This window comes from Desulfocastanea catecholica (assembly GCF_054657295.1).
The window spans coordinates 29,703-50,903 of record NZ_BAAHYZ010000027.1 but is presented as its reverse complement, the minus strand read 5'-3'; the positions used below and the strand labels follow the sequence as shown (position 1 = coordinate 50,903).

General features: G+C 45.9%; 22 protein-coding genes and 1 pseudogene. 17 read left to right on the top strand and 6 right to left on the bottom strand.

All coding sequences use genetic code 11. From position 1 onward, the window contains the following. Window positions 1–248 precede the first annotated feature (248 nt). From ACYQ8U_RS19175 to ACYQ8U_RS19160, 4 genes are all read right to left on the bottom strand, one after another. Complete coding sequence (locus ACYQ8U_RS19175) at window positions 249–1,277, bottom strand: tyrosine-type recombinase/integrase (protein WP_459947171.1); 1,029 nt, start codon at window positions 1,275–1,277, stop codon at window positions 249–251. Then, a complete protein-coding gene (locus ACYQ8U_RS19170; RefSeq protein WP_459947170.1) occupies window positions 1,264–2,247 on the bottom strand; it encodes a tyrosine-type recombinase/integrase in 984 nt (327 codons plus the stop codon). The genes ACYQ8U_RS19175 and ACYQ8U_RS19170 overlap by 14 nt, the downstream gene beginning before the upstream one ends. Beyond that, the gene (locus tag ACYQ8U_RS19165; protein WP_459947169.1) at window positions 2,231–3,487 is read right to left on the bottom strand and encodes a tyrosine-type recombinase/integrase; all 1,257 of its coding nucleotides are present in this window, start codon (window positions 3,485–3,487) and stop codon (window positions 2,231–2,233) included. Before ACYQ8U_RS19165 ends, ACYQ8U_RS19170 begins: the two co-directional genes overlap by 17 nt. Window positions 3,488–3,633: 146 nt before the next feature. Next, window positions 3,634–3,909, bottom strand: a complete 276-nt coding sequence (locus ACYQ8U_RS19160; protein ID WP_459947176.1) for a hypothetical protein — start codon at window positions 3,907–3,909, stop codon at window positions 3,634–3,636. A gap of 109 nt (window positions 3,910–4,018) precedes the next feature. On the opposite strand from ACYQ8U_RS19160, the pseudogene ACYQ8U_RS19155 reads away from it, so the two are divergent. After that, window positions 4,019–4,327 (top strand): annotated as a pseudogene (locus ACYQ8U_RS19155) (transposase); the annotation flags it as partial. Between the two features lie 526 nt (window positions 4,328–4,853). Here the strand turns inward: ACYQ8U_RS19155 and ACYQ8U_RS19145 are convergent. Both ACYQ8U_RS19145 and ACYQ8U_RS19140 read right to left on the bottom strand, forming a co-directional pair. After that, complete coding sequence (locus ACYQ8U_RS19145; protein ID WP_459947168.1) at window positions 4,854–5,516, bottom strand: hypothetical protein; 663 nt, start codon at window positions 5,514–5,516, stop codon at window positions 4,854–4,856. Window positions 5,517–5,702: 186 nt separating this feature from the next. Then, window positions 5,703–6,722 carry an SGNH/GDSL hydrolase family protein gene (locus ACYQ8U_RS19140; RefSeq protein WP_459947167.1) on the bottom strand — a complete coding sequence of 340 codons (1,020 nt, stop codon included), beginning with the start codon at window positions 6,720–6,722 and terminating at the stop codon, window positions 5,703–5,705. A 508-nt stretch (window positions 6,723–7,230) separates the two neighbouring features. Here ACYQ8U_RS19140 and ACYQ8U_RS19135 point away from each other — a divergent pair. From ACYQ8U_RS19135 to ACYQ8U_RS19060, 16 genes are all read left to right on the top strand, one after another. Continuing rightward, a complete protein-coding gene (locus ACYQ8U_RS19135; RefSeq protein ID WP_459947166.1) occupies window positions 7,231–7,440 on the top strand; it encodes a hypothetical protein in 210 nt (69 codons plus the stop codon). Between the two features lie 201 nt (window positions 7,441–7,641). After that, window positions 7,642–7,818 (top strand): hypothetical protein, encoded by a 177-nt coding sequence (locus ACYQ8U_RS19130; RefSeq protein WP_459947165.1) that lies wholly within the window; start codon window positions 7,642–7,644, stop codon window positions 7,816–7,818. 15 nt (window positions 7,819–7,833) lie between these two features. Beyond that, complete coding sequence (locus ACYQ8U_RS19125; protein WP_459947164.1) at window positions 7,834–8,028, top strand: hypothetical protein; 195 nt, start codon at window positions 7,834–7,836, stop codon at window positions 8,026–8,028. Next, window positions 8,029–8,304, top strand: coding sequence for a hypothetical protein (locus ACYQ8U_RS19120; protein WP_459947163.1), 276 nt, complete (start codon window positions 8,029–8,031; stop codon window positions 8,302–8,304). A 7-nt stretch (window positions 8,305–8,311) separates the two neighbouring features. Beyond that, entirely contained in the window at window positions 8,312–8,959 is a 648-nt protein-coding gene (locus ACYQ8U_RS19115; RefSeq protein ID WP_459947162.1) for a histidine phosphatase family protein, read from the top strand. A gap of 343 nt (window positions 8,960–9,302) precedes the next feature. Then, window positions 9,303–10,139 carry a tyrosine-type recombinase/integrase gene (locus ACYQ8U_RS19110; RefSeq protein WP_459947161.1) on the top strand — a complete coding sequence of 279 codons (837 nt, stop codon included), beginning with the start codon at window positions 9,303–9,305 and terminating at the stop codon, window positions 10,137–10,139. An 850-nt stretch (window positions 10,140–10,989) separates the two neighbouring features. After that, on the top strand, window positions 10,990–13,035 hold the full coding sequence (locus ACYQ8U_RS19105; RefSeq protein ID WP_459947160.1) for a PAS domain-containing protein: 2,046 nt from the start codon (window positions 10,990–10,992) through the stop codon (window positions 13,033–13,035). Continuing rightward, a complete protein-coding gene (locus ACYQ8U_RS19100) occupies window positions 13,032–13,673 on the top strand; it encodes a response regulator (RefSeq protein WP_459947159.1) in 642 nt (213 codons plus the stop codon). Before ACYQ8U_RS19105 ends, ACYQ8U_RS19100 begins: the two co-directional genes overlap by 4 nt. A gap of 353 nt (window positions 13,674–14,026) precedes the next feature. After that, a complete protein-coding gene (locus ACYQ8U_RS19095; RefSeq protein WP_459947158.1) occupies window positions 14,027–14,398 on the top strand; it encodes a response regulator in 372 nt (123 codons plus the stop codon). Between the two features lie 15 nt (window positions 14,399–14,413). Continuing rightward, a complete protein-coding gene (locus ACYQ8U_RS19090) occupies window positions 14,414–15,301 on the top strand; it encodes a transporter (protein ID WP_459947157.1) in 888 nt (295 codons plus the stop codon). Window positions 15,302–15,341: 40 nt separating this feature from the next. Beyond that, window positions 15,342–15,770 (top strand): cysteine rich repeat-containing protein, encoded by a 429-nt coding sequence (locus ACYQ8U_RS19085; protein WP_459947156.1) that lies wholly within the window; start codon window positions 15,342–15,344, stop codon window positions 15,768–15,770. Between the two features lie 64 nt (window positions 15,771–15,834). After that, a complete protein-coding gene (locus ACYQ8U_RS19080; protein ID WP_459947155.1) occupies window positions 15,835–16,629 on the top strand; it encodes a hypothetical protein in 795 nt (264 codons plus the stop codon). Between the two features lie 143 nt (window positions 16,630–16,772). Then, on the top strand, window positions 16,773–17,357 hold the full coding sequence (locus ACYQ8U_RS19075) for a lipid-binding SYLF domain-containing protein (protein WP_459947154.1): 585 nt from the start codon (window positions 16,773–16,775) through the stop codon (window positions 17,355–17,357). A gap of 36 nt (window positions 17,358–17,393) precedes the next feature. Further along, window positions 17,394–18,065 (top strand): DUF3313 domain-containing protein, encoded by a 672-nt coding sequence (locus ACYQ8U_RS19070; protein WP_459947153.1) that lies wholly within the window; start codon window positions 17,394–17,396, stop codon window positions 18,063–18,065. 66 nt (window positions 18,066–18,131) lie between these two features. Next, window positions 18,132–19,061 (top strand): Lnb N-terminal periplasmic domain-containing protein, encoded by a 930-nt coding sequence (locus tag ACYQ8U_RS19065; protein ID WP_459947152.1) that lies wholly within the window; start codon window positions 18,132–18,134, stop codon window positions 19,059–19,061. A gap of 85 nt (window positions 19,062–19,146) precedes the next feature. After that, window positions 19,147–21,027 (top strand): esterase/lipase family protein, encoded by a 1,881-nt coding sequence (locus ACYQ8U_RS19060; RefSeq protein WP_459947151.1) that lies wholly within the window; start codon window positions 19,147–19,149, stop codon window positions 21,025–21,027. The last annotated feature ends 174 nt before the right edge of the window (window positions 21,028–21,201 follow it).

The following is a 21,201-nucleotide window of genomic DNA, read 5'->3' as shown; positions in this document are numbered from 1 at the left end:
CCCCCCCCCCCCCCCCCCCCCCCCCCCCCCCCCCCCCCCCCCCCCCCCCCCCCCCCCCCCCCCCGCTCCGGTGTCGAGAAACGTCTTCGTATAGCGGTTCGTATAGCATCCGAGTTCCGCCCTTCGCTCCGGGCCAAACACGTCTCGCCCCACACGCTTCGCCATTATGGTGAGAGATCTAAAATGGTGAGAGAAGACAGCAAACTAGCAAAACCAGCAGATTACTCATCGATTCTCTCACCATTTTATCATTGACGGCCAAGCGAAATAAGGAAATCCATAAGGTTTTTGTCATTGGACCAATCCGGGAGCTCAGTTGTCGGCAGGATATCAACATATGCCGCCTCTAATGCTTTTCTCCTCGTCTCTGTGTCTGCTTTGGCGTAAATTTGTGTGGTGCTGCAGTCGCTATGCCCAAGGAAATCCCTGATGTAGATAAGGTTAACACCGGATTGAAGTAAATGAACGCTTTTGCTGTGCCGGAACACATGTGGTGTGATGGAAAAACGCACGTTGAATCCATCACACAAGTTTGCCAAGCTGACATACCTATTAATGATGTAAGAGATGCCCCAGCGTGTAAGCTGCTGTTTTCTCTGGTTCAAAAACACATACTGCTCGCCTCTGCTGACTCCGTTGTTACTCGAACTGTATCGTAAATGCGATTCCAAAAGATTTTTTGATTTCTTCGTAATTGGAACACAGCGAGTCTTTTGACCTTTACCATGCAATGTGATCACCGCAAGCTTATCCAGGCGTAAATCCTTAATTTTCAAATCAATGATCTCCTGAACTCTTGCAGCACTGTCGTACAATAGGGACATCAATACCATATCCCGAAGTCCCTTGCTGATTGAGGGGTCAGGCATCGACAACAGTATTTTCATTTCTTCACCAGACAGGAACTGTACAACTGTTTTCACACACTTTTTATCTGGAATGTTGAGTATCTTCTGAAACTCAAACACATTTTCGGGAAACTGCTTTTGCACAAACCTGATAAATGAATGTATTGCCACCAACCGCTGGTTTCTAGTCGATACAGTACAGTTCCGTGTGGATTCGATCCAGTTCAAAAAATCAACGATCGTGTCATGGGTCAAATCTTCCATGGACAGGCGCTCAGGAGAGATCTTTTTGGTCTGTTCCAAGAAGGAAAGCAGCAGTTTAAAAGTTACGGAGTATGACTGAATAGTGTGGCGGCTGAAATTCTTTTCTCCGTGCAGATATTTAACGAGGAACTTTGTGAGGTAATATGGGAAATCAGCTTTCGTCATAAATGATCCCCCCTTCTGGTATAACATATCCAAATTCTGCTTCAACCCGCCGCACGATCTCAGGATACAGATCGGATGTCAATCGCAGATAATATTGAGTGGCGCGGAAATCCGAATGCCCCATGTACGCCGACAAGTATGGCAACAAGGCGGTTAGGTCGTTTCCACCCAAAACCCAATTTTTAAGGCATTTGACAGCAAACCCGTGACGGAGACTGTGGATTCTAGGGCCTACAGCTGTATGAGGAATGTCGGCCATAAGCAAATAATCTCTGAAATGATTATATGCCGTGCTCTTGTCCATTTGCCCCATTATCCCATTGTGGCAACTTGGGAAAAGCCACATTTTGCTATCACTGTACCGATGGAAACCATTCAAAAAATTGAAAATACGTTTTGTCAGACTGTCAGCCATGGGAATCAATCGATCCTTCATGTTTTTTGCAGCGCGGATTGTGGCGATTCCGGATCCTACGTTTACATCATTGAGAACGAGGTTCAGTGCCTCGGAAATCCGTAGGCCAGTACCGTACAAAAATCTGAACAGCACTGGATCAACCGCATTCCTGTATGACTTCTGCGACTGCGGATATTTGTCTATGGCTCTGAACATCCGGCGAGTTTCATCATCCGTGAAGATGTGGGGAATAAATTTACAGCGTGGGAGCTTTGTTTTGACTTCCGCCACATATGCATGGTAGCCTCTATCCTCTAGATATATTGCGAAGTCCCGCATCAGCATTTCTTTGTTGTGGTGTGACACTGGGCGTTCATTTGGGTCATAGATAAAATCGTATACAATTTCTTTTGTCAGAGAGGTTCCTTCAAAGCCGTTGCTATAATAAAATGTGTCGAAGTGACGCAGGTAACGTTCCTGGCTTTCAAATTTCAATCCGGTCTGCTGCTTGAGTGAAATGTAGTTCTGAGCGGCTTTTGCAATCCCGCTTTTCCATTCATAGACTGTTTTCATTTGCAAATACCTCCTCTGGATCGAGGGCGCATTTACGCAGCCCTTCAATATCTATTTTGAGGTATATGCTTGTAGTGTTGACAGACTGATGTCCCAGCACTTCCGAAATGATGGGCAGCGGTGATTTAATTTCAAGCATGTTGCCCGCCAATGTGCTTCTCAACGAGTGCATCCCATACCGCAGACCTCCAGGCACGTTCAGTCCGGCTTTCAGAATATATCGATGTAGCTCTTTGTAGAAGGCGTTGCGATCTCCAAATGCGTTGAAAGGTGCTCTGTGCCTCACAAATAGGCATTCGCTGTTTGTGGCGGGACGACCATTTTGCAGATAATCGATGACGGCCCAGCCGATATCCTTGAATAATGGCAACTCAATTGGCTGACCGGTTTTAGCCATTTTCAGGTTTATTGTTTTCCGATTCCAGTCTATCGACGAGTTCTTAAGGCTCCTGATGTCCCCAATCCTGAGACCCAGCCGGATAGCAATCAGAAGTATTGCGTAGTCTCGTTTGCCTTTAGGGTCGGCACGGTCTATTGCACAGAGCAGCCTTTTGATATCGTCTTTTGACCAAACATGTGGGATTGAAGCATTGCGGGGATTGCGTACTTTGGGGAGTTTGGGGGCCAAATCGTCTACGATATATCCTCGTTCATATAGAAACGAGAAAAATTTTCTGAAGACGTACAAGAAAATGCCAACATACTTGACAGCTTTGTTTTCTATAGTTTTTAAATAATTTTCAATGTGCTGGATGGTAATATCTGATGACGATGTAACACCATGCGTTACCATGAACATTATTAAAAGCTGCACTTTTCGGGTATTTGATTCTATCGTTGCTTCTCTATATTCGCGATAAACCAGCTCTTCACAGAAGGCTTCATATTCTGATTTGAAACATGCGGGGCAGACAAAGGGCGGTTTCGTCTTCCGAACATCAGAATGAAATTGTCCATCTTGCAGATAACGGAGCAATAGAAGCAATGGCCGCATACGATAGTCGACCCTGGCGTTTGCTGTAACACACTCAAAACGCGCAAAACGCTGCCCAGTTTTGGCGTAAACGTATTCCAGGCAGATGTTTTCATCTATTCCGGCAATACTGTTATCCGACAAATAACGTTCGAATACATTGTATGCGTTTTGGAAATTTTTGAGCCTGCCCGGTGACGTACCCTGCAGTCTCATAGATTCCATGATAGCCAATATGGCACCATGGATGTCTTGGTTTCCTTCCATAATCATCCTCCCTTTGTAGAAATTAATGTTATTAGTTTCTTTACAAGGAGGATTATATATAGAAAATGGTGAGAGTTTTGTTGCTTTTACCAACCAAGTGGATGAATTCACTACATCGTTTTCAATTACTCACCATTTTAGATCTCTCACCATAATGGCGAAAATGGGGAGCTCTCCATTTTCGCCACACCACCGCCATGCACCTGTTGCAGGCCGGCGTGGACATCACCGGAATCGCGATGTGGCTCGGCCACGAGAATATCGAGACGACGCACATCTACGTAACCGCCGATCTGACAATGAAGGAAAAAGCCCTTGAGACTCTGCAGCCGCCAAGCGGTGGAGACTTCCGGTTCAAGCCAGGCGACGAACTCCTGGCCTTCCTCGAAGCTCTTTGAATCATGCTCAGAATATGCGGACATGTCAGCTATTCCGATGCCCTGCAGACCCACTACAGGTAAACGCCTTTTACGATGTCGAGCGTTTCCAGTTCGCATATTCTGAATGTCCGCATAGTCGATTTTATGCGGAACTCCGCATAAGATAGAAAATGAAACCTTCAATACCCTGAAAAACCAAGGCTATCACTTCGAGCACAATTTTGGCCTTGGTAAGAAACACTTGAGTGAAATCTTTGTCCTGCTGATGATGCTGGCGTTTTTGATCGATCAGATCCAGCAGCTATGTTGTCCTTTGTTCTAGGCAGCCTGGAAAAGATTTAAAACCAAAAGATCTCTCTGGGAAAAAGTGCGCAGCAAATTTAACGAGTTTTACATCGAAAGCATGGAGGATTTACATCGTTCCCTCTTGGAGTATAACCCCGTTCCGCTTCGGCTGTAACTGCAGAAGCGGCTTTATATCAAAGATCAGTCCCTTGTTCTAAAAAATACCGATGAGGGCGAAGGGAGAAGTGTGTCGAAAATACGGCCAAAATACTATCTTTTTACAACAAGTTGGTCGACCAATGGTCGGTGGGCTACATTGTATTGTTGGGATATTTAATTTTGACATCACCTGTGGTACGAAAGTCCATTTTGGGTCATTTTTAATCTCGGGCCGGGAGCGACTGGATCCAGTCACTCACAGTCATCCGGTTGCATGGCGGTAATCGTAAGGAAATGGAAGAGCAAACCGGCAATGATTGGAGTGAGATCGTAGCGCCTAAAGATGGAGACTTGCAATCCTTGGCAACAATGTTGACTGATCTCAAAACCAGAAATATTGAGACCTTTCTATATGTGAATAATCATTTTGAGGGGTCGGCACCGAGGACTATTGCCAGGATAAACGAGTTGTTGAAGTGAGATAGAAATTATTGATCCTGAATATGAAGGACAGTAAATAAATTTGTGGAAATCTCAAACAATTAGAATTCGACATCATCTTCTTCAACACCAGCATCTTCAATTTCCTTCAAGAAATCGACAATCGTCCTCTTTCCGCTACCAATAGGATATCTTTCTTTCAAGGCATACAACGCATCGTAACCATCCGCTAAGGTCGCATAGTAGAAATCCATTGCTAATTCAGAAAATGTCTCAAGGTTTTCTTGTACATCGCATGCAATTGTGTAGTGATTAATGACAGTGCTCAAAATGTTCTGGTATTCGTGAAAATATGTAAGGTCATTGAGAAGTTCAACAAGTACAGGATCACGCTGGAGTCCATGCGATATCAATGATAGGAGGTGCTTGTTTGCTTGTCTAAAATATTTCCGAAATAGCGGGCAGTTGGGGTCTGGGCACCTTCTTTCTTCAAGGAATTTTTCAACTATTTCATCAGACAGAGGAATGTCACCTTTCAAGAAGGAGACCAGGTCTTTCTGGTTTTTATTTTCCGGTTTAGCTACTGCTTCTTCCTGTTCCTCTTCATCGATTTCATCGTCATGGTAAGCGAATCCCATTTCCTCAAGTTTGGAAATGTAATCCCCGGGGTGGTCTTTGAAGATGCGACTTACTTCGTCTAAGGTGCTATTACTCTCGAAATCGTCATTTTCATTATGATCATTATGTTTGTCGTGTTTGCCCATGGGTACAGTATACTTTTTCATGGAAGAAGTGGGGCAAAGAATCTGGACGAAAAGATTTAGTAGTCTAAGTTTTTGCGGACTATTTCGGAGGTTTTCTGGATCAATAAAGCTCCAGTCGTTATTCGGTGGCGTTACAAAATTGACGAAATTGCCACCGAATAACGTAATGATATTTAGATAAATATATTAGTTAAGTACCTCTGCCGCTCTTTGAGCCACTATCTCATGCACAGCCTTGGTCGGATGTATTCCATCCCAGAATAGATATGTATCAGGTTTTTTGCATGTAAACGGTGGTACATTCGGTGTCACACAAGCATCATCAATGTTTACGATTCCATACGAGACTGGATTTCCTATAATTTCGTATAGCAACGAATAAATATCAAGAATTCGAACATCAATTCCGGGTAACCCATTTAAGGCAGATTTTAACGAATCTAACCCGATATTAAAATTTTGTGCAAAAATATTAGCATAATATGCAGTTCCAGGAATCAAAAAGTCTAGTGTTTTTACCGCTGGTGTTTCTCCAATAGCGGGAACGTTCATCAATAAAAATTTTCTGGCTCCCTTTACGTGAAGTGCTTCTACAGCTAATCCAATATTATATAGAGCAGTAGTAATTATTTGTTCACTTCCTGTAGGATCATAGGATAAACTCGCTAAAGCATCCCGAACATCATTACTGCCTATTTCAAATACAATTAAGGTATTAGCTGATATCTCATCAGGGAAATCAGTTAAATATGCAGTCATCTGGTCGTTTAAATTGTAACGGCAAAGATAATCGGTAGCCCGGGCGCCACCAACTGCATAGTTGCTCGCCTCTTTTCCTGGATTTTTCAGTGCAGGGCGTGTATTGCCAGACAACCCTTTACCCCGTGCCAACTGCTCTACCCACGTAGCACCATTGGTGACATGATGACCACCTCTAGCGTAACTTCCATCCGGTATGAGCAATTCATCCAGAGCATCATATGGGGGAACATTTGCTGGGGTGCCCATATCACAACCTCCAAAACCAAATGCAGTAGGATCTGAAAGCAAAATAAAGGCATTACCCGAGTCGCTCAAACTGGTGCCGAATACAACAATTCTATCAAACTGCTTTGGCTGAGCTATTGATGTGGTTGAAAAAAACAAGAATGAGACGGAGAATGCTGCAGTGAGAGTAATGAATTGCAAATATTTTATTGATCCCATGTAAACCTCCTTCATGATTTTATTGCCCAATAAAGATGGCAAAATGATGAAAAGACTTGATCGTGGATGGTTCAAAAGATTTTTTAATCCTCCTTCCTAGGTTTTTCAGGTTTGTTAGGTTGTATAGCGGCTTCAGAGATAGAGACAGCGTTGGAATCCTTCTTCGATCAAGATATCTTTTAATAGATCTGGACCATTTTCATGCACCAATTACTATATGACCCGACAGTGGTATTATTGTAAAACAGCTACTGTGTGGCAACAGTACGCTGTGTAATTACTACTGGTTGTGTTTTTACCACCTTCTATTTGTTAACACAATTGGTTATTCACGGAAGTACAAGCGGTTGCACCTGTCGTGACTATTGTTGAATAATACCAGAGTAGTGCGATTGGAAGAGTACTATCTCAACCAAACTGGGAAGATCACGAAAGTTGTCCGATGAGGATAAGGAGAATTCTATATGTAATCATCCAATACAGGGAACTGGCGCAGATGGGGTTCAAGATGGCATTGGTTGAACTGGATGGGCGTTTAGCTGGTCAAGATGCGAAGATTGTGCACATTCTTCATGATGAAATCATTGTGGAGGCGAGGGAAGATATTGCCGGCGACGTTGCTGTGACAGTTAAGGCTTGCATGGAGAGGGCATTCACTGAAATTTTTCCGGATGTACTTTTTGTGGTGACTCTGGAGATACGAGAGTCATGGAGTTGAGCATTCAAGAGCCCTTCTAAATACCGTTTTGGGGTGGTTTCAGATAGTCGAATATTCATTGGTCGCATTAGATTAAAATCACCCTTATTGCTAGTATTTGATGTGTGGAGTGGTAGGAATGAGCGTTGATTGAATGAACGATCACAGGACCGAAGGCGGCATTGTTTGACTCGAGCCAATAACTTGCTGGTAAAGATATCGATGATTAAACTAAATCCAAACACCCTGTATCTGATTTTAGCCAGAAATCTTGGCTCTCCTTTCAATCAACCGACCAATCGAGACAAAGATGTCACGTTTCTGGCCAGTTTTATGGTTGAGGTAACGCCAGAAAATTACATTACATCTCCGTTTTATCTTTTTGAAGAGCATCAATAATATAAGGAGGTTGTTATGGGAAAGATTGTTCATCAGTCGCGTATTACCATTACTCGGGAAAAAGGGCCAACAAGGAAGGCTGAAATAGAAGGGTTCGCTGAACCTGTATATTATGGTGTCCACGGTGGAATATCGAAATTTTACCATGTTACACCCGAAGAGGAGCATGCCGCCACTCTTGATCATATCGTAGGTGCCGTTGGAGGATGAATGATGGGTACCCTGGCCACGGTGATGGCTGGAAAAAAGATCAGAACCTTCAAGGATCGATTTATAGCAAAGGTAGCTGGCGATATTGAAGAGGTAAACGGCATCCTGAAAATTACCCGCATCAGTGTCAACTATCTGCTCAAACTCCCAGATCAACAGCGGGACTCGGCACTGGAATGTTTCAATAATTATATTCATCTTTGTCCTGCAGCTCAGAGTGTCATTGCCTGTATAAACATAAGCCACAATTTGGAATTGGAGAAAAAGGAAGATTAAAGCTGCAATGAAAATCTTAAAACCAACAGGCAATCGGATTATATTGATCCGGCATGGAGAAACCGAATGGAATCGACTACACCGTTTTCAGGGGCGGAGTGATATACCACTTAACCCGAAGGGTAACGAGCAGGCGTGTTCCTTGGCTTTGGCATTAAAAGATGAGACTATCGTGGCCATTCATTCAAGTCCGCTGGCACGTGCTATTGAAACGGCATCCCATATTGGCAAATTTCACCCTTCAGCGCCTTTGATCAAAGAAACGGGATTGATTGAGATGGATCTGGGAGACTTTGAAGGGATGGAAGCTAAACAGTGGGCATTGCATCATCAGGATTTTAGGCAGACCTGGGAGAAAAATCCTGCTACCTTGTCTATGCCGGATGGAGAAAGTCTCCAAGAAGTGCAACATCGGGCAGTTGATACTTTGAATCGAATTTCAGAACTCTATACCACAGATTGTACTCTGCTGATCTGTTCACACAATTTCGTCATCATTTCCTTATTATGTTTCGCATCTAAAATCCCCTTAGACCGATTTCGGGAACTACGACAGGATACAGCCGCACTGAATATCCTTTATAAGGATGGGACAGAATTTCAGGTTGAAAAAGTCAATGACCGCAGCCACCTCCAGGAATTTCTTCAAAATTGATACTGAAATTAGCAACCATCCATATTCGCTATATACGTGGGATTTAATAGACATATCGCTAACAACGTTACACTGCAATCCACAAGATTTATTAAATTAATAAGGGTGGACCGTTCACCGGAGGCATGCCACATATTTTCAATCAATCTTTCCATGTCTCTTGAGATATGGTGACTACAGCCGGGGCCAAACTCCAATAAAGCTACAATATAGCTATGTTGACTGCTCGCTGTGTCGAAATTGATCGATTCCAGTCGCCTGGTATTGCGCTTTCCAATAATATTTTCATTTAAAATGCAGATCTTTCTCTCAGAGACAAAAATTAACCTGAGAGGAGGAAAACATGAAAGTAGCCGATGCCGTCACCTATTGTATTAATTACCACAAAATTAATTCCAGGCCTAATACTCTGGCACATTATGAGTTTCTTCTGGGAAAATTCGAACACAGTTACCAAGGCAGGCACATCGATGCCATAACGACAGAGGAAATCATAGCATTTCTTGCCAATATAACTGCAGGCAGAAAACAAAATACCAAGAGGAGTAGATACACAACCCTTTCAGCTTTTTTTAACCTTATCATCAACACGCTACATCCGGAGATGAAAAATCCATGTTTGTCTCCTGCTGTTAAAAACCTCTTTCAGAAACCAAAAACATCCCATTGGACGATATTTGACAAAGATATCATTGATGAGGCAATCTTCAGGACACTGAATACCAGAAACCGATTGATGCTTGAATTGATGGCCCGAGCTGGAATGAGAGTAAGCGAAGTTCTTGGACTCAGGCCGACTGATATCGATGGGCAAAAGCTCCTGCTGCATACACCCAAAAGTGGTCGGGATCAGGAAATTGTCTTTATGCCTCAAAAATTAAGCATTCGCCTGCTGGGCTATGTCAGGGACACTTCTATTCCTTTGAACCAATTAATTTTCCCGATCACCTATGCTGGTGCCAGAAAAATAGTTCTAAAGGTAGGCAATATGGTTGGTATTAAACTGCGTCCCCATGACCTTCGTCGTCATGCGGCTACCTACGCATCCAGATCAGGAGTTCCTATTGAAATCGTTAGTAAAGTTCTCCTCAGACATGCCGATTTTTCCACGACACAAAGGTATCTCGGCAAAGTTTCCGATCATGAGGCAATCAGGTGGATAGAAAGTCTGCATGGATAAGCGTCGGTTGAGATTTTTTGCGGATTGTCCGGAGGGAAAGTGCTCGGCCGAGGTTGGTCCCGGGTTATTTGATTTTGCTAATCAAAATTTATTTTGACGAGCTGGATGGTATTGATGATCAGTGGCTTGTTTTTTGATGGTAATCGTCTGGATTCTCTTGGGACTGATGAAAGTTGGGATAATACAGCTATCTTGAATTTTGAGATTTGAGTCGGCAGCATCTTCTGGGGCAAATAATTCTACAATCTTCCGAAGAGATTCTGGAACAATCTGGGGCTTGAGAATGTTTTTTATGTGTTAGGAAAATCGTGCTTTTCGAAAGCTCAAAATGACCTTCTGGTGTTGTTAGGCGCTAAGGCTATTGCTTGTTCCGGTTAACAGTAGAAATGCTCAAGTTGAACCACATGTCAAATAGGTTTATGTTCGGTCTGGCAATCTTAGATATTAACTCTCTGTATTTTCTCTTAACCTTGGTCGGACTGATTTCTCATTTACGTTTGTTTGCAATTGCTATAATGTATTTTGACATTGTCGCTTCCTAGTAAGAATTTGATATAGCTTACAAAGAGGCGATCTCTATCCTGTTGATATGTAAAGCTATATTTTATCATAATTGCTGTTTTTTCAATTTGTTGCGAAGACTTCTTCAAGAAATTACACTATTGCTGGCTTTCCGGGCTGCCCGGGAATCGCTTTGCAATATCTAAACTTGCTTGCTATCCATATGGATTTTCATTTGATATTGCTCCAATTAAGGGCGCGGATTTGAAATCAGGTAAACAAGGCTGAAAAATTCGCACAACGTTTCAAGCCGGTCGATTACAGAAGTAGCAATGAGGTAACTGTATACATGGAAACGCTTAAAAGACCCCAAAAGGAATTATCTGATAGATTCGAGGAGCGACTACAGTTCGAAACACTGCTGGCCGACCTTTCTACCCGATATATCAACCTGCCCATTGATCAGGTAGACAGTATGATTGAAGATGACCAGCGCCGAATCTGCGAATTTCTCAGCCTGGATCTGTCCACTCTTTGGCAATGGGAAGATGGGGCGCGGCGCTTCATCACCCTCACTCACGCTTATATCGCGCCTGGGGGACCCGCTCGTCCCAAAAGAATCGAAGCGCTAAATTCATTCCCATGGATTATCAATAAATTACAAGGCGGAGAGACACTCATTCTATCCACAGAACAAATGCCTCCGGAGGCTGCAATTGACCAGGAGGTCCAACGCTATTACGGAGTCAAGTCGTCAGTGGTTATGCCGCTAACGGCCGGTGGTGGGCCTTTACTCGGGGTATTGAGCTTCGATACCCTGTGGGAAGAACGTGACTGGCCGAAAGAGATCGTCACCCGTCTGAAGCTGGTGGCTCAGATTTTCAGCAATGTCCTTGCACGCAAAGAGTGGGACAGGAAACTGCTTGAAAGCGAAGCGCGTCTCGCACTGGCAGCCGATTCCGCCGGGGCGGGACTCTGGGCATTAGACGTTGGCAACAGTCAGTTTTGGGCCACGGACGTGGCTCGCACCATCTTTGGTTATGTTCCCGGAGAAAACGTAAGTCTGGAACGTTTTGAGAAGTCGATTTACCCTGACGATCTTGAGCAAGTGCAACAAGCTATATCCCTGTCTTTTGACAAAAGTGAACCCCTGAACACTGAATATCGAATCCTGAGAGATGACGGTTCCATGGCCTGGATCCACTCCAGCGGAAGGCCCTATTACGGTGCCGACGGCAAGCCTGATCGATTGCTTGGTGTTTCCATAGACATAACCAAACGCAAAAATCTTGAATCGCGGCATATTAAAAGCAGAGAGCGTTTGGCTTCCGCCGTCGATATTGCCTTGCTCGGCTTCTATGAAATGGCAGAAAACCATCAGATCACATTTCTTGACGATCGGATGCGTTACTTTCTCGGCATTTCACTGGAGAATGAATCGGACGCTCGACAGTTCTGGCTTACTCATATACATCATGAAGACCTGCCTTATCTGCAAACAGTAATACGCGGGGTACTGGAAGAAGGGGTGAATCATTATGCGCTTGACTACCGTTATGTTCATCCGGAGCGAGGCCTGACCTGGATCCATCATCTGTCACGCGTTCTGGAGCGGGATAATACCGGCAGGGCTACCCGTGCAATCGGGGTGATGCAGGATATCACAGAACGCAAGATCATGGAGCAAACGCTGCGAGAAAATTCGACAACTCTCAGGAGCTATCAGAAAGACCTACAGAACTTTGCCGGCAGACTGATCTCGGGCAAAGAGGAGGAACTGCGCAGATTGTCGCGCGAACTGCACGATGATTTGACCCAAAGGCTGGCGGTGATTGCCATCGAGGTCGGCAAGCTGGAAATGCAGATGAAGAACATGGAGTTGCCTCCACCCGATTCGTGCCAGAGTATTACGGACATAAAAGAGCACCTGATCGATGTTTCTAAAGATATACATCGCATTGCCCGTCAGCTTCATCCTACCATTCTCGATGATCTCGGACTGGTACGCGCGATAGAGTCGCAATGCGCAGGACTTATGCAGCGGTCCGATATTGTCATCATCTTCAAACCAGTGGATGTCCCTGAGCGGTTTTTCAATGATATCCCGCTCTGCATTTACCGGATAGTGCAGGAGGGGTTGAAGAACATTGTAGAACACTCAGGAGCGGGAAAATGTGAGATTACACTGCAGGGTAAAGATAATGCTTTGACATTGACGATAAGAGACGATGGCAAAGGATTTGACCCCGAAGAGGTCAGAGGAAAACCGGGGCTTGGTCTTTCGAGCATGCGCGAGCGGGTGCATTTGGTAGGGGGAGAATTTGCCATTGAAACCCTTTCCGGGCAGGGAACAACAATACAGGTCACGGTACCAATAAATGGAGGTGATAGTTGAGACGGCCAAGAGTTTTACTCGCTGATGATCATCGAATAGTTGCTGAAGGCCTGAAAAGTCTTATCGAGCCCGAGTTTGAACTCATCAAGATTGTCGAGGATGGTCGGGCGTTGCTTGAAGCTGTTGAAGCCCTTCATCCCGATGTAATCATTGCCGATATCTCGATGCCGTTGTTAAACGGGATTGATGCGGTTCGGCAGATCCGCAAGACGAACATGGCAGTCAAGATTATCTTTCTGACCATGCATCCCGATGTGTCATATGCCGTCAGCGCCATGGAAGCCGGTGCACAGGGATATGTCCTGAAGCACTCCGCGCCGGCTGAACTGAGCGCAGCAATTCGCTGTGCGCTGAGGGGGAAAATTTATATAACTTCCCTCCTAAAAGATGAATTCACCTCGGGGGGAAAGAATGCCTCCAGAGAACGCCATGAGGTGCCTTCCTTTCTCACAAGACGTCAACGCGAGGTATTGCAGCTGCTGGCAGAAGGGCACAGTGTGAAGGAAGTAGCCGCCATCCTCAATATTTCCAGCAGAACCGTTGAATACCATAAATATCAGATGATGAAGGATATCGGTGCACAAAATATTGCCGATCTGATTCGGTATGCGGTTAAGCATGGAGTTGTCGGCGGTTGAATTCCGGCTTGCAGCCCATCTAAGAGGCGTTGTCAAAAAATAAACTGACCTGACGAATACTAGGAATGCCATAAAGATCCGTAACGAAATGAATTTAACTTGACTGTTTATTTCGTTACGGCCCCCCCTAAGTCCTTCAATGTAATACCTCGTAAATCTACGAGTTCATTTCCCCCTCTGATTCACCTATTATCTCAAAACACAATGCATTTTTGCGGCCGACTTTGTTTTGACCGTCGACGTGATAGTGTTTTGCCATACTGCCGGACGCAGGCAAACAGCTCCGCGATCCTTCATAAGTTGAGCCCTGGAAAAAGGATAACTTTATGTTGCTACACGGCAAGGTGCTTCTGGTGGATTCTCATCTAAATATGCTCGTGGGTGTGCGATCTCTTTTGGAGAGTATCTTTGAAAAGGTATTTATGGTTGCCGACGAGGCTACGCTGCTTGAGATGGCCGAGAAAATAAAATTTGATCTCATCGTTGCTGATTTTTCCTTTCCGGTTGCAGAGGAGATCAATATTGCCCGTCTGTTACACAAGGTTTTTCCCGACATCAAAGTGATCATCCTGAGTGTGCATGATGAGCTTGTTGCAATGCAGGAATGTTTTGCTGCAGGAGCTGTGGGATTTGTGCTCAAAAGAACCGCAGTCCATGACCTTGCTCAGGCGATAAAGACTATAGAGAAAGGAACCATGTATGTTTCACCGTCAATTCTGCAATAGCAAAAAGGAATAGTCATGAACAAAAGTAAAAGACTTCAGGCGCTGTGCATCTTAACCGGCCCCATGGGCAGAGATAAATACATAAAGCCGACAAGTTTTTTGACAGCAGTTTTTATTGCGACTCTTTTAACAATCCTACCAATACGCTTATGGGCGGAAAGCGATATCAATGGGCAGACTGACCTGGCGAAGAAACTGGCCAATCCCATCGCCAATTTGATCAGCATTCCGATTCAGGCCAATTATGACGAAAACATCGGCCCGGCCGAAGACGGATCGCAGTGGCGGGTTAATATTCAACCCGTCATTCCTGTCTCCATCGGCGAAAACTGGAACCTCATCACCCGGACTATCCTGCCGCTGATCAATCAGAATGATATCCCGGTCTCCGGGCAGGGAGAGTCAGGTCTGGGGGACATCGTTGCCAGCCAGTTTTTCTCTCCCAAGGCTGCAACAGATCGAGGCTGGATTTGGGGAGTGGGGCCGGTATGGCTTTTGCCGACCGCCACGGATGATGCGCTCGGCGGGGAGAAATTTGGCCTGGGTCCGACTGCAGTGGCGCTGAAACAGCAGGGTCCCTGGACCTACGGCGCTCTGGCCAACCACATTTGGTCGGTGGCCGGTGACGATGACCGGCAAAATGTCAACGCCACCTTCCTGCAGCCGTTCCTGTCGTACATCACCCCAACTCAAACGACATTTGGCCTGAATACCGAGTCGACCTATGACTGGCAAAACGATGAGTGGTCGGTGCCCATCAACCTTACCGTGGCCCAGTTGCTCAAAATCGGCCGTCTGCCTGTTCAGGTTTCAGCCGGGGTACGCTACTGGGCGAATGCACCGGAAAATGGGCCGGAGAATTGGGGTGCACGAGTTCAGCTCACCTTTCTGTTCCCAAAATGAAACTATACAAACCATGCAACATGAAAAAGGAGAAAATGTCATGAAAAAGTTCATTATCACAGTGTCAATCGTAGTTCTCGGTCTGGCATCCCCGGTATTTGCCACTAGTGATCCAGTCGAGAAAGGAATTGAAGGAGCAGTTGAAACCTTTGCCGAGGGATGTAAGAACGAGCTCAATACTATTTGCAAGGATGTCAAACCGGGAGAAGGCCGTCTCCTTGCCTGTCTGTATGCATTTGAAGACAAAGTTTCAGTAGATTGCCAATTCGCTCTTTATGATTCGATCTACCAGCTCAACCGAACCCTTGCCAATGCTTCATATGCTGTTGAAGAATGTGCTGAAGATCTAAAGGCGAACTGCACTGAAATCAAGCCGGGTGAAGGTCGCCTGCTCGACTGCCTCAAGCGCAATGAAGCAAAGGTAAGCAGCCGCTGCAATCAGGCCCTGCAGGACGTTGGCTGGAAATAGAAACAATGGAGTTCATCCTTTCGTGGAATTATTGAGATTATTCAAATAACTATCGAGGGTAACCATGCAGTGGATTGATGTGTTAAAGAAAAAGCTCTGCATTAGCTGCACCGGCTGTCTAACTGTATCTATGCTGTTTTTCTATGTTCAAAACGCAGCAGCCGAGCAAACAGACGAATGGCAGTTTGAGGTAACACTTTATGGTTGGTATACGGATCTGGACGGTACTGTTGAAGTGCCCGGTGGGCCTGGAGGCGGCGGTGATATATCGGTCGATGCTTCAGATATTATCGACAACCTCGAGTTTGTTCTCATGGGCGGTATGGAAGCCCGACGAAACAGGTGGTCGATAATTGCAGATGGCATTTATATGGACGCTGGTGCCGACAAGAGCACCACGGCAATTGTGGGGCCGGGAGTGCCGATCACCGCCTCCGCCAGTCTTGATCTCACCACGTGGATTATCAGTGCAGGTGTCGGCTATGACATAGTTCAGGTTGACCGTGGCACTCTTGCCGTTTTTGGCGGTGCCCGTTACCTGAGCGCGGATATCGATACCGGTATCACTCTGCCGGCGAGGACGGTGGCAAGCTCTCAATCAGCTGAACTGTGGGACGGTATAATAGGACTTCGAGGCGCAATCAACCTCGGTGAGCATTGGTACATTCCTTATCATGGCGACATAGGTACCGGCGACTCCGATCTGACCTGGCAATTGTTTACCGGGATTGGTTACCGGTTCAGCTGGGGTAACATCCGGCTTGGCTACCGCTACCTGAAATATGAGCAGGATGAGGATAAGGCGCTCCAGGATCTCGAATTAAGCGGTCCTGTAGTTGGTGTTGGTTTTCGTTTTTAGTGCAATACAGAACAAAGTACCCCTTGAGAGTACATCGTTAAAGGGCACTGTCGACCCGAAAGGGGAGTTATCAATCCGGCATGACCGGCAGATGGAGGCAACTTGACAAAGAGGTCAGGCAATGTGTGGAAAGGAGATTTGAAATGAAGAGACAAAAACTAGGATTTACCATGAAAAGAACAATACAGATCCCCATTGTTTTGTTGCTGGCCATTTTCGTTCTGACCAGTCCCAGGCTATCGCAGGCGGCGACTGTCGTAGAGATTAACCATGATGTGGACGGTGCCTTGCAGTCTTTATACCAAACCGCTCCAGCCGCCAAAAAACTGGCGGAGGTAGCCAAAGGAATTTTGGTATTTCCCAATATAATTAAAGGTGGTTTGGGCATTGGTGGTCAATACGGCGAGGGTGCGTTACGGGAAAACGGCAAAACCACCGGCTATTACAAAACCATGGCGGCATCATATGGTTTGCAGGCGGGGGTACAAACCTTCGGGTATGCACTTTTCTTCATCGACGATGAAAGTTTAGCCTATCTCAAAAAGAGCAAAGGTTGGGAACTTGGAGTTGGGCCCAGCTTAGTTGTCGTTGATAAAGGAGCTGCAACATCACTCACCACCAGCACCGTTAAATCAGGCATCTATGCTTTTATCTTTAAACAGAAGGGGTTGATGGCCGGCATCGGCATTCAGGGCAGCAAGATTACGAAGATAACACCAGATAACTAAGATGTTAACCAAAAACAATTTTACATGAGGTGCAAAATGTTAAAGAAACAATCATCGTTGCAATATTTATTGATACTGTTGACAGGACTTGCCTTATCCGGCTGTGCCTCGCCAACACTCGAACATTCCGGCTTCCTCAATACCTACCCTCAGTTTCAGCCTGGACCGAAGGAGGGGATGGATCAGGTCTATGTAAAGCCGGGATTGGATTTAAGCACGTATAACAAGGTGATGATGCATGAAGTGAAATTCTTTTTGACAAAAGATGCCGCCGACAAAGGTCTTCAGGCCAGCGAACTGAAGAAATTGTCTGATTCCTTTCATCTTGCCGTCGTCGAGGCGCTGGGCACCGAGTATCCACTGGTCACCGAGCCGGGAAATGGTGTTCTGCGGGTTCGTTTGGCAATCACGGATATCGAGACAAGCAATCCTGCAATGACCGGAATAACGACGGTTGTGCCGGTCGGTCTGGCCATCAGCCTAGTTAAACAAGCGACCACCGGTGAGGCCACTGGAGTAGGTGGGGCGAGCATGGAAGTGGAGTTCCTTGATTCAATGACGAACGAGCGGCTGGGTGCTGCCATCGATACCTTCCACGGTTCGAAGATGAGTGGTTTTACCAAGCTGGGTTCCGCCGAAGATGCCTTCAAATTCTGGGCAAAGAGATTGAGGGTGACCCTGGACCAGGCGCATGGCAAGAGTAAATAAAATATGCATAAATTCCGCTCTATTCTTGCTCTGATATGCGCTCTTCCCTTGGTTGGATGGGGGGGGATGTCATTGTATTATTCCGGGCTGCCCGGTTTTTTACCTTCTGTAGCTGCGGTGGGTTTTGTACTCGGGTCGCTGACAATCTTCGTCCTGGCCGGTACCTGGAAAAAGGCGGTAAGCCTCTTTGCCGTACTCTTTGTTTTAGTACTCGCTGCGTTTTTCCTGAAAAAGCCAAGTAATGACCGCGACTGGCAGCCGGATCTGGCACTGTTGCCCCACGCTACCATTGAGGGCAACAGTATCACCATCCACAATATCCGTAACTGTGACTACCTTTCCGAATCCGATTTCACTGTGCAATATTATAACAAGAGTTTTGACCTCGATACGCTCACCAGCATCGATCTTTTTTTGGTTGACTGGGGTTTGAAAAGCTTGGTGCATACCATGGTCAGTTTTGGTTTTGACAACCGTGATTATGTTGCCGTCTCCATTGAAGCCCGCAAAGAACAAGGCGAAGGGTACTCCACCATACAGGGTTTTTTCCGCCAATATGAATTGACGTATGTGGTGGCGGATGAGCGGGATGTCATTCGGTTACGAACTAATTACCGGCAGGGAGAAACCGTCTATCTCTATCGTGTTCAGGGCAATAATGAACTATTCCGTCAGGTCTTTCTCGATTACCTGCATTCCATAAACCAACTGAAAGAAAAAGCGGAATGGTACAACGCCTTGTTAACCAATTGTACGACCCAGTTACGAGGACATACCCGGCCATATTTTCATAAAGTCTTCTGGGATTGGCGGCTTCTCGCTAACGGTTACGCCGATGAACTGGCCTATGAAAAGGGGACGCTTAACACCTCTTTGCCTTTTGCCGAACTGAAAAGAGTCAGCATTATCAACCCTCGGGCTAAAGCGGCCGATCAGGATTCCAATTTTTCACTGCGTATCCGCAAAAAATTGCCGGGGATAAAGCCGGCAGAATAATCATCTGGAGTACATTATGAAGAAAAAGCCTTTCTTTCCATTACAATTCTACCCCCTTTTATGGCTAATCTGTGCAAACTGCTGCTTGGGAAAAAAAGAGCTTTTTCGATTGTATCGTGGAGGAATCTTTCTTCTTTTCGTCATTGTTTCTTTCGGCATCAGCGGCTGTGCAACGACCATGGGGGTACAGAAAACCGACCCTCGCCAGGTCTATGAGCAGATTACCATCAGTGCAATAAACGAGGATAATTTCAGCAAATCTTCCCATGATGTTCTTATCCGTTATAACCTTGTTGATGCTTTTAAAGACGATCCAGAGGAAGTCCTCATTTTGTTGCACGGCAAAGCAGAGCAAGGTGGTCGGCGGGATATTCTTTTCGCCTTGGCTGAACTCAATTATCTCGCTGGAATGCGATCCAGAGAGAGCCAGAAACAGCGGTCGTATTCCTATTTCTTTGCCTCGACCCTCTATGCCTATCTTTATCTATTCGATGACAGCGCTCCTTACGATCCCTTCGACCGACGTTTTAGAACCGCCTGTGATTTGTATAACAGTGCCTTGGCGCAGGCCCTGGCCAATGCGGACGGTAACCTCAAGATAACCTCCACCAAGGTACATCTGCCTGTTGGTAAATTTGGCTTTACGCTTGATACCGCTAAATTTCCGCATGATATCAGTAACTTTGAAAAATTTGTTTCTGCAGACCAGTTCAAGGTCAAGGGCTTCAGCCAGAGAAACCGAGATGCCGGCATGGGAGCCCCTATTATTGCTGTTGAAAAAAAGAAAGAAGGCGCTCCTATGCACCTGACTTTTCCCGGCACCCTCTTTCTGCGGGTCAACTGCAAGCTGGAGGATGTGGCGAAGGACACCTGCACCGGCATATTGGAGCTCTACTCAACCTATGACCATACCGAAACTATCGTCGACAATAAAAAGGTTCCAGTGGAACGGGATCTCACTACGCAACTAGCGTACGCTCTTGACCAACCCAACATTCAGGGGCTCGGAGTCAATGAGTTTCTCCATGGTACCGGCTATATTAAGACCGGCATCTATCCAATGCAGCCTTTTGAGGCCGGCAAGATACCGGTCGTTTTTGTCCATGGCACCTTTAGCAGTCCTGTAGCCTGGGCCGAAATGATCAATTCCCTCCGCAGTGACCCGGTCATCGCCCAAAAATACCAGTTCTGGAATTTTTTCTATGACACCGGCAAGCGTATCGGTCTTTCCGGACGTGAACTGGCTAATGCCCTGACACAACACGTCAATCAAGTGGACCCGCAAGGGACAAACAGTCTCTTGCGGCAGATGGTGGTTATTGGCCACAGCCAGGGAGGGCTTCTTACCAAGATGATTGCCACGGACTCCGGAGATGCATTTGTGCGGGCGGCTACAGGAAAGACACTGGTGGAGCTCGATATTTCCAAACAAGATAAGAGTCATCTCGAGCAAGAGGCCGTATTTGAAGCACTGCCCTTTGTTAGCCGGGTGGTTTTTATTTCCACACCCCATCGGGGCAGCTATTTGTCAAAAAATTTGGTCCGCACACTCGTCCTTAAGTTAGTCAAATTCCCGCAGACCGTACTCCAATCGACGGCAAATGTGATGACGGCTCTTACCGATGCAGGTGTGGCCGAGGCAATGGCCCAGCCATTTATCAACATGACGAGCCTTGATGTTATGTCACCCAACAGCCCTATCCTCAAAATCATGGCGGATATCCCACTGGCGGAAGGAATCACCGGTCATTCCATCATTTCCATTGACGGTAATGATACTCCACCCGAGGGTGACGACGGCGTGGTTAAATATACCAGCGCCCATGTGGAGTATGTGGAGTCGGAGTTCATTGTACGAAGTCCTCACTCCTGTCAAAGTCATCCCCTGACTATAGAGGAAGTCCGTCGTATTCTCCTTAAACATCTCCAGCAAAATGGCGCATCACTAGCAAAGGTGCAATTATGACATGGTGATAGGAATAACCGAGATGGCAACGAATACCCAAATTCTCGTTTCGGCTGAAGTGCTTTGGGTGACTTACGACTGTGCTGCTGTCTGACGAATATTTGGGTTTTTCTCGTAATAAAAAGGGTTTTGAGCAACCCATTGGTAAAAAAATATCCACATCAAAAAAGTGGG

Excerpts from the sequence above, each read along its gene's own strand:
- ACYQ8U_RS19110 (WP_459947161.1), top strand. The coding sequence starts at position 9,303 with ATGAAAGTAGCCGATGCCGTCACCTATTGTATTAATTACCACAAAATT.
- ACYQ8U_RS19160 (WP_459947176.1), bottom strand. The coding sequence starts at position 3,909 with ATGTCCGCATATTCTGAGCATGATTCAAAGAGCTTCGAGGAAGGCCAG.
- ACYQ8U_RS19140 (WP_459947167.1), bottom strand. The coding sequence starts at position 6,722 with ATGGGATCAATAAAATATTTGCAATTCATTACTCTCACTGCAGCATTC.
- ACYQ8U_RS19165 (WP_459947169.1), bottom strand. The coding sequence starts at position 3,487 with ATGGAAGGAAACCAAGACATCCATGGTGCCATATTGGCTATCATGGAA.
- ACYQ8U_RS19105 (WP_459947160.1), top strand. The coding sequence starts at position 10,990 with ATGGAAACGCTTAAAAGACCCCAAAAGGAATTATCTGATAGATTCGAG.
- ACYQ8U_RS19125 (WP_459947164.1), top strand. The coding sequence starts at position 7,834 with ATGGGAAAGATTGTTCATCAGTCGCGTATTACCATTACTCGGGAAAAA.
- ACYQ8U_RS19115 (WP_459947162.1), top strand. The coding sequence starts at position 8,312 with ATGAAAATCTTAAAACCAACAGGCAATCGGATTATATTGATCCGGCAT.
- ACYQ8U_RS19075 (WP_459947154.1), top strand. The coding sequence starts at position 16,773 with ATGAAGAGACAAAAACTAGGATTTACCATGAAAAGAACAATACAGATC.
- ACYQ8U_RS19120 (WP_459947163.1), top strand. The coding sequence starts at position 8,029 with ATGATGGGTACCCTGGCCACGGTGATGGCTGGAAAAAAGATCAGAACC.
- ACYQ8U_RS19175 (WP_459947171.1), bottom strand. The coding sequence starts at position 1,277 with ATGACGAAAGCTGATTTCCCATATTACCTCACAAAGTTCCTCGTTAAA.
- ACYQ8U_RS19135 (WP_459947166.1), top strand. The coding sequence starts at position 7,231 with ATGGCATTGGTTGAACTGGATGGGCGTTTAGCTGGTCAAGATGCGAAG.
- ACYQ8U_RS19070 (WP_459947153.1), top strand. The coding sequence starts at position 17,394 with ATGTTAAAGAAACAATCATCGTTGCAATATTTATTGATACTGTTGACA.
- ACYQ8U_RS19170 (WP_459947170.1), bottom strand. The coding sequence starts at position 2,247 with ATGAAAACAGTCTATGAATGGAAAAGCGGGATTGCAAAAGCCGCTCAG.
- ACYQ8U_RS19145 (WP_459947168.1), bottom strand. The coding sequence starts at position 5,516 with ATGGGCAAACACGACAAACATAATGATCATAATGAAAATGACGATTTC.
- ACYQ8U_RS19080 (WP_459947155.1), top strand. The coding sequence starts at position 15,835 with ATGCAGTGGATTGATGTGTTAAAGAAAAAGCTCTGCATTAGCTGCACC.
- ACYQ8U_RS19090 (WP_459947157.1), top strand. The coding sequence starts at position 14,414 with ATGAACAAAAGTAAAAGACTTCAGGCGCTGTGCATCTTAACCGGCCCC.
- ACYQ8U_RS19085 (WP_459947156.1), top strand. The coding sequence starts at position 15,342 with ATGAAAAAGTTCATTATCACAGTGTCAATCGTAGTTCTCGGTCTGGCA.
- ACYQ8U_RS19065 (WP_459947152.1), top strand. The coding sequence starts at position 18,132 with ATGTCATTGTATTATTCCGGGCTGCCCGGTTTTTTACCTTCTGTAGCT.
- ACYQ8U_RS19130 (WP_459947165.1), top strand. The coding sequence starts at position 7,642 with ATGATTAAACTAAATCCAAACACCCTGTATCTGATTTTAGCCAGAAAT.